12 protein-coding genes are annotated in these 14,372 nt (G+C 73.6%); 4 read left to right on the top strand and 8 right to left on the bottom strand.

What is annotated here, in order from left to right:
- Nucleotides 1-615: transposase (locus tag CC117_RS03380; RefSeq protein ID WP_241829794.1), on the top strand; the 615-nt coding region annotated here is incomplete at its 5' end.
- A gap of 169 nt (nt 616-784) precedes the next feature.
- Complete coding sequence (locus CC117_RS03370; protein ID WP_084131418.1) at nt 785-2,179, top strand: HNH endonuclease signature motif containing protein; 1,395 nt, start codon at nt 785-787, stop codon at nt 2,177-2,179.
- 174 nt (nt 2,180-2,353) lie between these two features.
- On the opposite strand, the gene CC117_RS03365 is transcribed toward CC117_RS03370, so the two are convergent.
- Nucleotides 2,354-3,991 (bottom strand): bifunctional aminoglycoside phosphotransferase/ATP-binding protein, encoded by a 1,638-nt coding sequence (locus CC117_RS03365; protein WP_071082308.1) that lies wholly within the window; start codon nt 3,989-3,991, stop codon nt 2,354-2,356.
- 528 nt (nt 3,992-4,519) lie between these two features.
- Nucleotides 4,520-5,158: a response regulator gene (locus CC117_RS03360; protein ID WP_018639985.1), complete on the bottom strand. Its 639-nt coding sequence runs from the start codon at nt 5,156-5,158 to the stop codon at nt 4,520-4,522.
- A 295-nt stretch (nt 5,159-5,453) separates the two neighbouring features.
- Between CC117_RS03360 and CC117_RS03355 the strand changes: the two genes are divergently transcribed.
- A complete protein-coding gene (locus tag CC117_RS03355) occupies nt 5,454-6,569 on the top strand; it encodes an Acg family FMN-binding oxidoreductase (RefSeq protein WP_241829793.1) in 1,116 nt (371 codons plus the stop codon).
- A gap of 136 nt (nt 6,570-6,705) precedes the next feature.
- Here the strand turns inward: CC117_RS03355 and CC117_RS03350 are convergent, their stop codons facing one another.
- From CC117_RS03350 to CC117_RS03340, 3 genes are all read right to left on the bottom strand, one after another.
- The gene (locus CC117_RS03350; RefSeq protein WP_407673463.1) at nt 6,706-7,182 is read right to left on the bottom strand and encodes an SsgA family sporulation/cell division regulator; all 477 of its coding nucleotides are present in this window, start codon (nt 7,180-7,182) and stop codon (nt 6,706-6,708) included.
- 166 nt (nt 7,183-7,348) lie between these two features.
- Nucleotides 7,349-8,011, bottom strand: coding sequence for a superoxide dismutase family protein (locus CC117_RS03345; protein ID WP_071082306.1), 663 nt, complete (start codon nt 8,009-8,011; stop codon nt 7,349-7,351).
- Nucleotides 8,012-8,122: 111 nt separating this feature from the next.
- A complete protein-coding gene (locus CC117_RS03340) occupies nt 8,123-8,989 on the bottom strand; it encodes a helix-turn-helix domain-containing protein (protein WP_084131414.1) in 867 nt (288 codons plus the stop codon).
- A gap of 283 nt (nt 8,990-9,272) precedes the next feature.
- Between CC117_RS03340 and CC117_RS03335 the strand changes: the two genes are divergently transcribed.
- On the top strand, nt 9,273-10,073 hold the full coding sequence (locus CC117_RS03335; RefSeq protein WP_084131411.1) for an ABC transporter ATP-binding protein: 801 nt from the start codon (nt 9,273-9,275) through the stop codon (nt 10,071-10,073).
- Here CC117_RS03335 and CC117_RS03330 read toward each other — a convergent pair.
- The 3 genes from CC117_RS03330 to CC117_RS03320 form a co-directional block, all read right to left on the bottom strand.
- Entirely contained in the window at nt 10,001-11,716 is a 1,716-nt protein-coding gene (locus tag CC117_RS03330; RefSeq protein WP_071082304.1) for a phytoene desaturase family protein, read from the bottom strand. The two genes, CC117_RS03335 and CC117_RS03330, sit on opposite strands and share 73 nt — an antisense overlap.
- A gap of 5 nt (nt 11,717-11,721) precedes the next feature.
- Nucleotides 11,722-13,104 carry an FAD-dependent oxidoreductase gene (locus CC117_RS03325; protein WP_071082303.1) on the bottom strand — a complete coding sequence of 461 codons (1,383 nt, stop codon included), beginning with the start codon at nt 13,102-13,104 and terminating at the stop codon, nt 11,722-11,724.
- Between the two features lie 398 nt (nt 13,105-13,502).
- Nucleotides 13,503-14,165 carry a TetR/AcrR family transcriptional regulator gene (locus CC117_RS03320; RefSeq protein WP_198541710.1) on the bottom strand — a complete coding sequence of 221 codons (663 nt, stop codon included), beginning with the start codon at nt 14,163-14,165 and terminating at the stop codon, nt 13,503-13,505.
- Nucleotides 14,166-14,372 lie beyond the last annotated feature (207 nt).

The raw sequence follows: 14,372 nt of genomic DNA, 5'->3' as shown, positions 1-14,372 counted from the left end.
GATCTCTACGAACGGCGCTGGGACGGAAGGCCTCTCACCGACGACGACTACGTGATCAGTGCGGATGAGAAGTCCCAGCTGCAGGCCCTGCGTCGCGCTCACCCGACCAGGCCCGCCGGACCCGGGCACGGTCGCCGTGTCGAGTTCGAGTACCGCCGTGGTGGCACGATCGCCTACTTCGCCGCCTATGACGTCCACCGCGGGCAGGTGACCGGCAGGGTCGAGGAGAAGACCGGGATCGTGCCGTTCGGCCGGCTCGTCGACCAGGTCATGACCCAACAGCCCTACGCCGGTGCACGGCGGGTGTTCTGGGTCGTCGACAACGGCTGTTCCCACAACGGCCGGGCCTCGGTCACCCGGATGCGCGCGGTCTACCCGAACGCCCACCTCGTCCATCTGCCCRTGCACGCGTCCTGGCTCAACCAGATCGAGATCTACTTCTCGATCCTGCAACGTAAAGCGATCACCCGCGGTGACTTCACCGACCTCGACGACCTGRCCGCKCGGGTGAWCGCCTTCCAGGCCCGCTACAACCACAATGCCCAGCCGTTCGACTGGACCTACACCCGCGCTGACCTGCTCAAAACAGCCCGACGCTTCGACCTGGCGGCATAACCGACGAACTAACGCCGGCCACCACTAGGAGCGGCGCTGGTTCTCCCTGTGGTCTCGCCCTTTCGCCGACTCCAGGCTGCCATGCAACGCCATATCATCGAACTCGCACTCGAACACACATTCGATTTTTCGCAGGATGTTGCGCCCTGCCCCCGGACGAGGTGATCCCATGCCCTCCACCGACTCGACCACCACCGCCCTGCCCACCAGCACCCTGCCCACCAGCACCGACCACGACCGGGCGGGTGGTCCTGCCGATCAGGGATCGCTGCATGGTTCTGCTGGCTGCGACCTGAGTGCTGGCGGGTCTGCTGGCCGTCGCGCGGCTGGTGGTGGGAGCGGCGCTGCTGCCGTGGATGTTGCCGAGGAGTTCGAGCGACGTCTTCAGACCCGGCTCGGGGGCATTGGCGCTGCGGCTCGGCTGGTCGCTGCGGGCCAGGCGCAGATGCTGCGTGGCCTGGCTGGTTTTGCCGCGTTACAAGCCCCTCGGGAGGTCGACCCGCCGGGGGTTTTCTCCCACTACGCCCCTGAGGAGGTTGCCGCAACGCTGCGGGTGTCCGGTGCGTCAGCCCGCAACCAGCTGTACTTCGCGGAGACGGTGGTGCGCCGGCTGCCCCGCGCGGTGGACGCGCTGGCAGCCGGGATCATCGACCTGCCCCGGCTGCGGTCGTTGGAACATGCCACCAGCCCGCTCGACGACGACGTGGCCGCGCAGGTCGAGGCCTGGATCCTCGACCGCGGGCCACGGAAGCACCGGGCCGCGTTCTCCGCCGCGTGCCGCCGGGCCGTCATCCGCCTCGACCCCGACGGAGCCAAGGACCGTGCCGACGAACAGCGCCGCGACCGCAGCGTGCGGATCGAGGCCGACGAGGACGCCACGAGCACCCTGATCGCAGTCCTGCCCGCCGAGGACGCCGCCGCCTGCTACCAGCGGATCGATCACCTCGCCGACATCATCGCCCGCAACCGCGACGACGACGACGAACGCACCCGGGACCAGATCCGCGCCGATGTTCTCGTCGACCTGCTCACCGGTCGCGCCGAGCACGCCGCACCGATCGGCTGCGAGATCCAGGTCGTCGTCCCCATCACCACGCTGCTCGGCCTCGGCCACGAACCAGGTGAGCTCGCCGGCTACGGCCCGCTGCCCGCCGCCATCGCGAAGGAGATCGCGATGCGCCCCGGATCCACCTGGCGACGTCTGTTGACCGACCCGCAGGGGACGCTGATCGAGGTCGCCGAGCGCCGGCTCCCCAGCCCGGCGCAGGTCCGCCACATCCGGGCCCGCAACCGCCAGTGCACCCATCCGACCTGCACCCGCAAGGCAACCCGCACCGACACCGACCACACCGTGCCCTACGCCGCAGGTGGGCCCACCCACACCACCAACCTCGGCCCCTGCTGCCGCCGGCACCACCGCATGCGCCACCAGCCCGGTCGGCTGTGGAAGGTCCGCCAACCCCGACCAGGCACCTTCGAGTGGACCGGCCCCGCCGGCACCACCACCACGACCTATCCGCACAACTACCTCACAGGCGAAGAACACCTCTCCGCCTGTGACTAGGCCCCAGAACCGGCCGGCGAGCCATATCAACCGTCCGTCACACCCGGGCCGGATGCCAAGGGCAAGCGGGACCCGCCCGTGACGCACCGCCACGCCCAAAGACGGCAGGGGCGTGGCGGTGGCACGGTCATGGCAGGCCGGAGCGGTCCCGTCGCCTGGTCGGCCGGGGCGGGGTCAGTCGACGAGAGGACGGGCCAGGGCGAGCGCGGTGTCGGCGGAGGTCGAGGTGTCGACGTCGCGGGCTTCCGGCCACGGGTCGGTGCGGGTCGCCATGTCGAAGTAGACGCGTTCCGTGGCGTCCGACGGGTCGACCGACCCGGCGCCGGGCGCACCACCGCGGCCTGCCGCCGAGGCAGCTGTGCGGGCCGCGATGCGCGCCACCGCGACTCGAGGCGGGCTCACGCAGCGCAGCTGCACGAGCTCGGCGTCGCACTCCCGAGCCGCCGCGGCGGCCAGGGCGCGGGCGCGGGCCGACGACCACGATGCGTCGATCACCACGCTCTGCCCATGCTCAAGCGCGTGACGGGCACGGGTGAGCAGCTCGGCGTAGCTGTGCTCGGTCGCGTCGGCGGCGTAGATCCCCTCACCGGGTTCCGCGACGGCGCTGGCCTCGGGAGGCAGGCCGGCGAGCTCCTTGCGGACGACGTCCGAGCGCAGCACCAGCCAGCCTTCGCCGGAGCCGGAGCTGGGGGCGGGGGCGGCGAGCTCCCGGGCCAGGGTCGACTTCCCTGTCCCCGGCAGGCCGCCGACGAGGACCAGCCGGACGCGGCCGCGGCGCAGGTGGCGCAGGGCCAGCGCGGCCAGCCCACGGGCGTCCGCGGCCGCCGCCGGATCACCCTGGTGGGAGCGGACGCAGGCTTCCCCGGCCCGCACCACCGCCCGGTAGGCGAGGTGGAGGTGCTCCAGGGACGCGGGGCCCGTCTCCCCCGCCGCTTCGCGGTAGGCGGCCAGGACGGCGTGTGCCGCCGCGGGCGCGCCGAGGTGCTCCAGGTCCGCTGCCAGCGAGGCGACGTCCCCCAAGACGTCGCCGCGGCGCAGGGCCGGGTCGGAGCTGACGCTGCCCAGCACCCGCGGGCCGTCAGGCAGGCAGTAGATGTCATCGGCCCGCAGGTCCCCGTGGCCACCGCGGATCCGCCCGGCGCGCTGGCGGCGGGCCAGCAGCGGCCCGCGCCCGGCCAGGTACCGCAGCGCGAGCCGGCCGATCTCGTCGGCCACGACGGCGTCGATGAGCCGGCCGCGGAACGGCGCGATGCCGTCCATCGCCGCCAGCCACAGCGCCTGCTGTGCGCTGAGGCCACCGTCCCGGGCGATCTCGGTGGACGTCTCACACTCCTCGTGGAACGCGGCGAGCCGCCCGGCCAGGATCCGCAGCTCACCGAGGACGGCGTCAGCGCCGGTCGGAAGGGCGGCGACCAGGGCGGAAAGGCGGCGGGCAGCCGGCATCCGCCGCATGACCACCATGTGGTCGCACAGCACTCCGGATTCATCCCGGATATCGGCGACGCCGAGATAGGCGTCGGGGGCCAGCGGCCGGTTCAGGCGCACCTCGTCCTCGCAGGCCCGCAGCCGCACGCCGCGGGAACGCAGGTCCAGGAATCCCAGATCCACTGGTTTACGCAGTTTGTAGGCGCGGTCCTCGGTGAGGAAGACGACAGAGGTGGCGGTCTCGACGGTTTCCCGGGTGTCGAGGCGGAGTTCCCGTGGCGCCGGGCCTGGTGCCGGACCGGGCGCCGGACCGTCGATCGGTGTTCCGGGCGGTGCTGCCTGTACGTCGGTGGCCTGCCTTCGAGGAGCGTCGTCATGCAGAAACATCTTCGTCTCCAGACCGTTCTTCGGGGCGGTTCACGCTCGGYCGCGCACCCACCGCCCCGCCCGGAGCTGAAAGCGCCTTTCTCGAGACGGTGACCGGGGGCGGAACAGCTGTGCGGTGCCGGTATCGATCGGCAAGTCCAGCCGTGGAGATCTTCCTCCCCGGACCGATTCCCGCACCCGCCAGCATCCCCCATTCGTCCCGTCCGGTCAGGTGACCTGCCGCCCCGTTCCGCACCGACCTCCCGCCCGCCCACCGCGGGACGTAAGGCCGCCGGCGCCGGGACACCGGCCCACACCTGGCGGGCCGGGTCTACGCCTTTCTCCACCCGGCCCTTCGCGGACGCGTCTTTCTCCCGCGACGGTCCGCCAAGCCTCTCCGGCGGCGGTCTGCCGCGTCGCCGGTGTGCGGCGGCGGTGCCGCCTGGGCCTGCCGGTGGCCGAGCTCCGTGACCGCCCACCAGCTGAGGCGGACGGCCGCCCGCGCGCCGACGAGGAGCGCGCAGACGAGCAGGCACACTCCGAGCGCGGCTATTCCGCGGCCTGCTTCATCAGATAGACGGCGGCCTGGGTGCGGCTGGCCAGCCCGAGCTTCTCCAGAATGCTCGACACGTAGTTCTTCACTGTCTTCTCCGACAACCCCAGCCGGGTGCCGATCTGCCGGTTGGTGAGCCCGTCCGCAATCAGTTGGATAATCTCGCGCTCCCGCTGGTTCAGCGTGGCCATGGCCGGGTCCTCGTTCGGCCCGTCCCGCAGYCGCTCCAGCACGCGGCGCGTCACCGACGGGGCGAGCAGCGACTGACCTGACGCCACGGTGCGAATGGCCCCGACCAGGTCGTTCCCGCGGATCTCCTTCAGCACATACCCCGCCGCACCGGCCATGATCGCCGAGAAGAGCGCCTCGTCGTCGTCATAGGACGTCAGGATCAGGCAGGCCACGCCCGGAAGTGCCGACCGGATCTCCCGGCACACGTCAATGCCGCTGCCGTCGGGCAGCCGCCCGTCCAGCACCGCCACATGGGGATGCAGTGCGGGAATGCGCCGCAGCGCCTCCGCGGCCAGCCCGGCCTCTCCGACGACCTCGATATCGTCATGCCGGGCGAGCGTCTGACGCAGACCATTCCGCACGATCTCGTGGTCATCGAGAACGAACACCCGGATCTTTTCCATGGCTGCGACCATACGGGCGGTGTGGGCCCTTCGCCCATGTCACATCGGCCGCGCCGGCCGGGACGTCCGGCCCGGTCCGCGGGGTCCTGCCGACCGCCGCGAGACGGCCGTCCGGCGACAGCGGACGGACCGGCGGTTCCGCACGTGACCACGGTCGGAGCGGGCCCGCGGCGGGTGTGGGCGGACGCCGGACGGTACCCGGCGGACGTGACGGATCCGTCGGCGGCCGGCCCGCGCCGCCGGCACGATGGTCCCGTCGGCCGACCGTCGGGTGGTCCGCCGCCGACTACCGTGGATGTTGTCCACGCTGCGGACGGCACGCTCGGTGCGTGCCACCGAGCGGCGAGGGGAGGTCTCGATCATGGAGTCGGTGACGACGGAGATCCGTCGCGAGGTGGCCGTGGAGGTCGTGACAACAGCCTCGCTCGCGCCCTCCATCCACAACACCCAGCCCTGGCGGTGGCGCCTCGCCGACGGCCTGCTGACCCTGCGGCCGGACGTCGAGCGGCGGCTCGCCGTCCTCGACCCGGACGGTCGCCAGCTGCTGGTGAGCTGCGGCGCGGCGCTGCTGCACGCCCGCCTGGCGTTCCGGGTGCTCGGCCTGGAGCCGGTCGTGGAGCTGCTGCCGGGGACGACCGGCTGCGGCGCGCTGCAGCCGGTGCTGTCCGACGACCTGGTGCTCGCGTCGATGGGGGTCACCGGGCGGGTCCCGCCGACCGCCACCGACCGGCTGCTGTTCTCCGCCGCCGGCGCGCGCCACACGGACCGCCGCCCGTTCGACGGGCACCCGCTGGACCCGGCGCTGGTCGACCGGATGCGGCGGGCCGCCGAGGCGGAGGGCGCCTGGCTGATGCCGCTGGCCCACTCCGACCAGCGACTCGATGCCGCGGTGGTCGCGGCACGCGCCGACTGGGCGGAGCAGACGGACCCCGCCTACCGGGCCGAGCTGGCCGCGTGGCGGCGCGGGCAGGGGCCGACGGCGGACGGGGTCCCGACCGGTGTCGCCTCGACGCATCATCCGTCCCGGGCCAGCGACTTCCCGCTGCGTGACTTCGATCCGGCCGGCGTGCCGGGTGCCCCGCCCTCGCTGGGAGGGCGGGGCACCCGCCCGGAGGCCGTCGAGCGCCCCGCTGTGTTCGTGATCGGCACCGACGCCGACCAGGCCGAGGACCGGCTGCGGGCGGGGCAGGCACTCGCCCGGGTCCTGCTCACCGTCACCGCCGCCGGGGCGGCGGCATCCCCGATGGGGCAGCCGGTGGACAGCGACGGGTACCGGTCGGTGATCGAGCGGATGCTGAGCATCGCCGGACACGTGCAGATGATCCTGCGGGTGGGCTATCCCCGCCGGGACGCCGCAGCCTCGGCGCTGACCCCGCGTCGGCCCGTCGGCGAGATCCTCACCGTCGAGTAGATCCCGCCCACGCGGGGAAGGACCGCCGGCGCCGCGCGCCAGCCGAGGTCGGCGTGGCTGCCGTGGTCGGCGGCACCTGCCGGTGGCCCCGCGCCGGAACCGGCGGGAGCGGGGGCGGGAACGGGAGCGGGGGTCGTCACCCGCAGCCGAGGGCGGCGAGGCCCAGTTCGAGGTCAAGGTCGATGAGGGCCGCCTCCGCCTCCACGGGGACCACCTCGTAGGTCCGCCGTACGAAGTCGACGACCCTGGTCGCCGACATCTCGAGCGCTGTCCGGCCATGCGGGCCGGGCAGCGAGATCGCGATCAGGCGTAGGCCGCCGCGCAGCACCGGCTCGACGCACGGCCCGATCCCACCGGACGGTGCGGCGAGGGCCTGCGGCGCCCCGCCCCCCGCCGGATCGGCCGGGGGCGGGTCCGGAACAGGCGCCGGTGCAGGCACAGGTGCCGGTGCCGTGGCGCGGGTGAACAGGTCACGGGCGAGCGCGAGCGTGGCCGGGCCCGGGTCGCCGGCCCGGGCGCGGATGGTGACCGCGACCGGGTCCAGCGGGTCGAAACCCAGCGAGACGAGCACGGGAACCCGGGTCCCGTCGCAGGCCAGGTAGGTGGCGTTCACGTCCATCRCCAAAGCGGTGGATACGGTCGGACGGCTCCACATTGAGATCCTCCCCACCCTCGGTGTCGTACCTCACGGTGTCACCGGAAACGGGTCGGGATCACCCTGCCTTGGTCCGCCCGGGCGGGGGACCAAGGACCACGGGTGGGGCACCACAGGTGCGCCGTCAGGCCTTCGCGAGCACCCCGCAGGCGATGCGGTCGCCGGCGTCACCTGTCGCGTCGGTCTTCTCGTCGGGGCCGGGCGACGGCGCGTCGCTGGCCCGGTAGCGATCGGGGATGTGCGCGAGGTTGTCGGGCTGCGCGTGCACGATCAGCGCGACTCCCCCGCTGCGCAGGCCGTCGAGGGTGAACCGGTCGGTCTCGGCGGTGAGCTGGGCGGTGCCGTCGCGGTCGACGAGCAGCGGGGGCAGGTCACCGGCGTGCTCGCCGTGCGGCGTCCCGGCCGGGTTGAAGTGGGGGCCGGCGGTGCTGAACGCCCCGTCGGCGGCCTTCGGGTCGCAGACCGGCTTCTGGTGGATGTGGAAGCCGTGGTAGCTGCCGCTCGGCAGGCCGTGGAAGTGGCCCTCGACCCGCACCGCCCCGTCGACGGGGGTGAGCGTGACGGTGCCGACCTCGGCGCCGCCCGCGTCGTGCAGGACGACGTCCACACCGCCGCCGGTGCTGCCGGTGGTGGTCGGGGCGCTGGAGGCAGCGGGAGTGCCGGTCGGCGCCGGCGCCGCGGCGGACGCCTCGTCGTCGTCGGAGCCGCAGCCGCTGACCAGGACGAGGCTGGCGGCTGTCGCCGCGACGGCGGCGGCGAGGGCGGTGCGGGACGGGGTGCGTCGCAAGGCGACCTCCAGGCTGCGGATGGGGCGGCCCCAGCCTACGGAGCGAGACGCCCTGCTGCCATACGGTGGCTGCCCGGTGTCGCCAGGCCGATAGGGCGGTCGCCCACCGACTCAGACGCCGAGCCGGCTGCCGAGCCGGGCCAGGTAGGCGGGGGTGCGGTCCGGGGTGACGCTGTCGACGCCGATCCGGTTCATCAGCTCCTCGTAACGGTCGACGTCCTCCGGCCGGTCGAGGTGGACGGTGCCGCTCTGGTGCTCGATGTGCACGACGTCCGGCACCTCGGGTTCGGTGAAGCGCAGGATCGTGAACGTGCCGCCCGCCGAGACGTGCCCGCCATAGGCGGCCGGCAGCACCTGGATGATGATGTTCGATGCCGTGGCCAGCTCGGCCAGGTACGCCAGCTGGGCTCGCAGCACGGCCGTGGAGCCGATCCGCGGGCTCAGCGCGGCCTCGTCGACGACCGCCCACAGCTTCGGCGCGTCCGGGCTGCGCAGCAGCCGCTGCCGGGTCGTCCGCATCGCGACCATGCGGTCGACGACCTCGTCGCTCAGTACGCCTCGGCTGCTGGTCTGGCGGATGACCGCGCGGGCGTACTCCTCGGTCTGGAGCAGGTCGGGGATGAGGTGCAGGTGATAGGTGCGGATCAGCGCCGCGGCGGTCTCCAGCCCGAGATACGGTTCGGACCAGCTCGGCACGACGTCGGCGAACGCACGCCACCAGCCCGGACGGTTCGCCTCCCGGGCCAGTGCCAGAATCGGCGCGCGGTCGGTGTCGGTCACGACGCCGTAGAGCGTGAGCAGGTCGGCGACATCGCGTTCCTTGAAACCGACCCGGCCGAGCTCCATCCGGCTGATCTTCGAGTCGGAGGCGCGGATCTGATATCCGGCGCTCTCCCGGGTGATGCCCGTGCTCTCACGGAGGCGGCGCAGGCGGGCTCCCAACATGATGCGGTACACGATGGGCTCGCCGTTCGGCACGCTGTCCTCCTAGTCGCGGTCCTCGCGATGCCACGGGATCCGCCGGAGCGGATTTGTCAAAACGGATTGTCGGAGAACCGGCAGACCGGCCGCGCTCCACCTCAAAGCAATTTTTCCACAGCGCCGACCTCCCCACGCCGTGTGGTGGCCGGCACCTCCGTCCGCATACGGCGGAAAGCTTCTACTGGGTATTCCAATTTTCGTCAAATACCCAGGTCACGGACCTGGTCGCCGCCGGCTGCCCGGGTGACGGGGCCGCCCGGGATGACGGGATGATGACCTCATGCGGCCCTGGACCCGGCGTACRACGCGGCCCCCGTCCCGCCCGGTGGGCCTGGCGCCGCCTGGCACGGCGCTGGCGTTCGAGCGGGCCGGGATGACGTTCCCCGACGGTTCCACGGTGCTGCGGGACGTCTCGCTGCAGATCGCGGACCGGGAGATCGTGGCGCTGATCGGTGCCTCCGGGTCGGGCAAGTCCACCCTGCTGCGGATCGCGGCGGGTCTCGCTGTGCCGACCTCCGGGGCGGTGCTGGCCGGGCCGGGCTCCCCCGCCCTGATCTTCCAGGACCCGACCCTGCTGCCCTGGCGGACGGTCGCGGCGAACGTCGGGCTGTTCGCCGAACTCGACGGCGTCCCACGCCCGCGGCGCGACGCCCTGGTGGCGGACGCGCTCGCGCTCACCGGCCTGCGCGGCTACGAGCGGCACCGGCCGCGGGCGCTGTCCGGCGGAATGCGGATGCGGGTCTCGCTCGCCCGGGCCCTGACCGCCCGCCCGGCGCTGTACCTGTTCGACGAGCCGTTCGGCGCACTCGACGAGATCACCCGCCAGCGGCTCGGGGACGAGCTGCAGCAGCTGCACCTGCGGGAGGGCTTCGCCGGGCTGTTCGTGACCCATTCCGTGGTCGAGGCGGTGGCGCTGGCGAGCCGGGTCGGGGTGCTCTCCGCCCGGTCCGGGCAGCTGCTCACCGAGGTCGCCGTGCCCTTCGACTACCCGCGGGCGGAGTCGCTGCGCTACGACGGGGCGTTCGGCCGGGTCGCCCGCACGGTCTCCGAGGCGCTGCGGGACTCGTTCGGGCCGGCGTAGATCCGCCGGTGCGCGGCGGCCAGCGCCCTGCGCCGCAGCGGGCCAGCGGGCCCGCTGTCGCGCAGGGCGGCCCGGGCCGCCATCGCCCCCGGCCCGCCGTGCGCGCCGCCACCGGGGTGGGCCGACATCGACGCCAGATAGAGGCCGGGGATCGGGGTCTCGGGCCGGCCCAGGCCGGGCACCGGACGGAAGACGAGCTGCTGGTGCAGGCCGGCGGTGCCGCCCCCGGTCGCACCGCCGCGCAGGCCCGGGTCCATCGCCTCGAGCCGGGCGGGTGACTGGACGTCCCGGCCGGCGATCAGGGCGGTGAAGCCGGGTGCGGCCGCCTCCAGCCGGCGTTCCACCCGGTCGACCAGGCGGGCGAGGTCGGCGGCGTCCCAGCGGCCGGTGACGGGTGCGCCGCCCGCCGCGCCGGCGTCGCCCCGCGGATGCTGCGGCAGGTGGAAGTAGGCCCAGGCGCTCTCGGTGCCCGCCGGCGACCGGGTGGGGTCGGCGGTGGTCATCTGGCCGAGCACGAGCAGCGGGTCGGCCGGGATCAGGCCACGGGCGAGCTGGGCGGACATTTCCGTCAGATCGTCGAGGGTGCCGCCGAGGTGGACGGTGCCGGCTCGGCGCACCCGCGGGTCCGCCCAGGGGATCGGGCCCGCCAACGCCCAGTTGATCTTGAAAGTGGCGGAGTCCCAGTGGAAGCGGTCCAGATCGGTGAGCAGCCGTGGCGGCAGGTGCTCGGCGGCGACCAGGCTCCGGTAGAGCGCGACCGCGTCGACGTCCGCGAGCACCGCGCGACGGGCGGCCAGCAGCGTCCCGTCGGCGAGCCGCACCCCGCGGGCCCGGCCGGCGCTGACGGTCACCGCGTCCACCCGGGTCCCCGTCCGCAGGACGCCGCCGCGGGCCTGCAGCCGGTCGACCAGTGCCCCGGTGAGCCGGCCGGCGCCGCCCCGCGGGACCGGGAAGCCGACGTCCTGGCCCAGCATCGCCAGCAGCCAGCCGACCAGCGCCGAACCGGCCGACTCGGGAGCGAGGTCGGTGTGCAGGGCACAGCCCGCCAGCAGCAGCCCGGCGCCCGCGCCGGCGAACTCCTCCGCGGCGAAACGGCGGACCGGCAGGACGGCGAACCGGGCGAACCGCAGCGCGTCGGCGGTGCCGAGCGTGCGGGCGAGCCGCAGGCCCGCGCGCACCGGCGGGAACGGCACGGCGAGCAGCGCCTCCAGGAGCGGCTCACGGATCCGGCCCCACAGCTCGGCCTGCGCCCGCCAGGCCGCGGCGTCCGGTGCGGCGAAGTCGGCGAGCGAGGCCGTCGTCTCGGCGAGATCGGTGGACAGCAGCGCGCACCGACCGTCCGCGGTGGGGTGGGCGAGCACGAGCGGGGCATGGCACCACCGCAGGCCGTGGTCCTCCAGCGCCAGGCCGCGCAGCACCGGGGAACCCGCCGCGAACGGGTAGAAGGCGCTGAACAGGTCGGTACCGAAGCCGGGCGCCGCCACCTCGGCCGACCGGCAGGCGCCGCCCGGTGCGTCCTCGGCCTCGCAGACCACGACGTCCCAGCCCGCGTCGGCCAGCAGGTTCGCCGCGACGAGGCCGTTGACGCCGGCGCCCACGACGACGGCGTCCGCAGCCGCGGCTGCTCCCGGCCGCGCGGGCACCGCGGTCAGGCGATCCGGCGTTCCAGCGCGATGTCGAGCAGCTCCTCGGTGAGGACCAGCTTGACCCGCGGCCGCCCGGACGGCTCGCCGGTGGACCGTTCGGCGGCGTCGATGAGCCGCCACCCGGCCTCGGTGACCAGGTGCCGCTGCCGGCTCCGCAGCCAGCCCTCGATGTCGGCGAGGGTGTCGACGGAGCCGTCCCGCTCGTGGCGGCGCAGCGAGCCGTCGGCGACGTCGGCGAGCAGCCGGCCGACGCTCTCCGCCGCGCACTTCTTGTTCGTGCCGATGATGCCGGTCGGGCCGCGCTTGATCCAGCCGGCCACGTACTCGCGCTCCACGCCGTCGATCCGGCCGTTGACGTTCGGGATCACACCGCGGCGGTCGTCGAACGGCAGGCCCTTGATCGACCGGCCCTTGTAGCCGACCGCCCGCAGGACCAGGCTCGTCGCGACGGTCTCGCGCTCGCCGGTGTCGACGGCACTGACCCAGCCGTCCTCGCCGACCTTCAGCGCGTTGCGGGCGAAGACGATCTCCTCGACCCGGCCGTCGCCGCGGATCTCCAGCGGGGTGCGCTGGAAGCGCAGCGCGACCCGGCGCGCACCGGGCGGCAGCGGGTTCTGCGCGTAGCCGCGCATGATGGTCAGGTTGCGCTTGACCAGGCGGGACAGCGCGTCCTCGCCGGGCTGCTCGGCGACCTCGGCCGGGTCGACGTCCACCCCGGACTCGGTGAACTCGGGCAGCTCCTTGAGCTCGGCGGTCGTGAACGCGGCCTGGGCGGCACCCCGGCGCCCGACCACCATGACCTCCTTGAGCGCGCAGTCCCGCAGCGCCTCCAGCGCGTGGTCGGCGATGTCGGTACGGGCCAGCCGCTCATGCGGGGAGCACAGGATGCGGGCGACGTCCAGCGCGACGTTGCCGGCGCCGATCACCACTCCGCGCTCGCCGGTCAGGTCGAACTTCAGGTGGGCGTAGTCGGGGTGGCCGTTGTACCAGCCGACGAAGTCGACCGCCGACTCGCTGCCCGGCAGGTCCTCGCCGGGGATGCCGAGCCGCCGGTCGGTCTGCGCGCCGACCGCGTACAGCACGGCGTCGTAGCGCTCGGTCAGCTCCTCGCGGGTGACGGTCGAGCCGATGTCGACGTTGCCGAAGAAGCGGAAGTTCTCGTGTGCGGCGATCGCGGCGTACACACTGGACACGGCCTTGATCTTCGGGTGGTCCGGGGCGACACCGGAGCGCACCAGGCCCCACGGCGTCGCCAGCCGCTCGTACATGTCCACCCGGACCGGCACGTCGCTCTGCTCCAGCAACGAGGCCGCCGCGTAGAAGCCGGACGGTCCGGACCCGACCACCGCGACGGTCAGCGGGCCGGTCTCATTTCCCTGGGGCATCTGCAGTCCACTCCTCATCACCGATGTCGGGCCGCGAGGGCTCCCTCGGGGCCCGCGCCCGGATCATCTCCGCGCGGCCGGTGCCGCCCGGTGCTCCCACCGGCGACGCCGCGGGGGGCCGTTCTGCGTCCGGCGGCACCGCCCAGCGGGCTGCATCGCCCGTCCGACCTGCTTCCGCGCACTACCGGCCACCCATCAGGCAACGTAGAGAAGCCTCGTTCGTGGCGCAAGAACTGTGATGGCGGAATGGCGTGCACAGTGTGGAAGAGTGCCACCCCCCGATACTGGAACCTCGTTTTCTGGACTGAGATTCCGGTTTGGACGGGAAAGAGAGGGCATCTCGCGGGGCCGGACGGGCGCAGCTGTGGGCCGGATCTCGTGGGCGACGCGGTCAGCGGTCAGCTGTGCGCCGCGCCGAGAGCCATCGTGTGCAGCATCGCGGCCATCTCCGGGCGGCCCAGGTCACTTGCGCTGTGCGGGGTGGAGTTGATCAACCCGAACAGCGCGTGCGCGCGGGCCCGTGCCGCCGCCACGCCCAGTTCCGGCCGCGCCTCGCGCAGGGTCTCGACCCACTGCTCGGTGTACGCCCGCTGCAGCCGGCGGACCTCACGAGCCGCCTCCTCCGGCAGGCTCCACAGGTCACGGTCGTGGATGACGATCAGCTCGGGATGGTCGAGGGCGAACTCGACGTGGCCGCGGACGAGACGGTCGAGGGCCTGTGCGGAGTTCTCCCCGGCCTGGCGGGCGTCGCGGGCGTTCTCCAGCAGGTACCTGCTGATGCCGACGAGCAGCTCGACGAGCATCGCGTCCTTGCTCGGAAAATGGCGGTAGATGCCCGGGCCGCTGATGCCGACAGCGGCCCCGATCTGCTCGATGCCCACCCCGCGGAAGCCCCGTTCCGCGAACAGGACGGCCGCCGCGTGCAGCAGCTCCTCGCGCCGGGAGGAACGCGCACCCGCCCGGGCCCGCCCCTGGGCTCGTGGCCTGCCCGGCTCGGCGGGAGCCGCACCGCCGCCCGAAGCACTGCCGCCCGACGCGGGTCGGGTGATTTCTGCCGACACCGCAACAGTCCTCCTCAACCGGCAGGCTACCAGCTCCGCGGCGGGGCGCCGGCCAGGCCGGCTGCCCCGCCGCACACCCGGCCAGTGCGGTGCGGATCCCTCCCGTCAGGCGCTATACGCCGCGGAAGCGGTTGATGGCGGTGAGGTGACGAGCCCGCATCTGCTCATCCCGCACACCCAACCCCTCCTCCGGCGCCAGACACAGCA

This window comes from Parafrankia colletiae, from assembly GCF_001854655.1.
Classification (GTDB): Bacteria; Actinomycetota; Actinomycetes; order Frankiales; family Frankiaceae; genus Parafrankia; species Parafrankia colletiae.
This window is presented reverse-complemented; position numbering and strand designations above follow the sequence as displayed.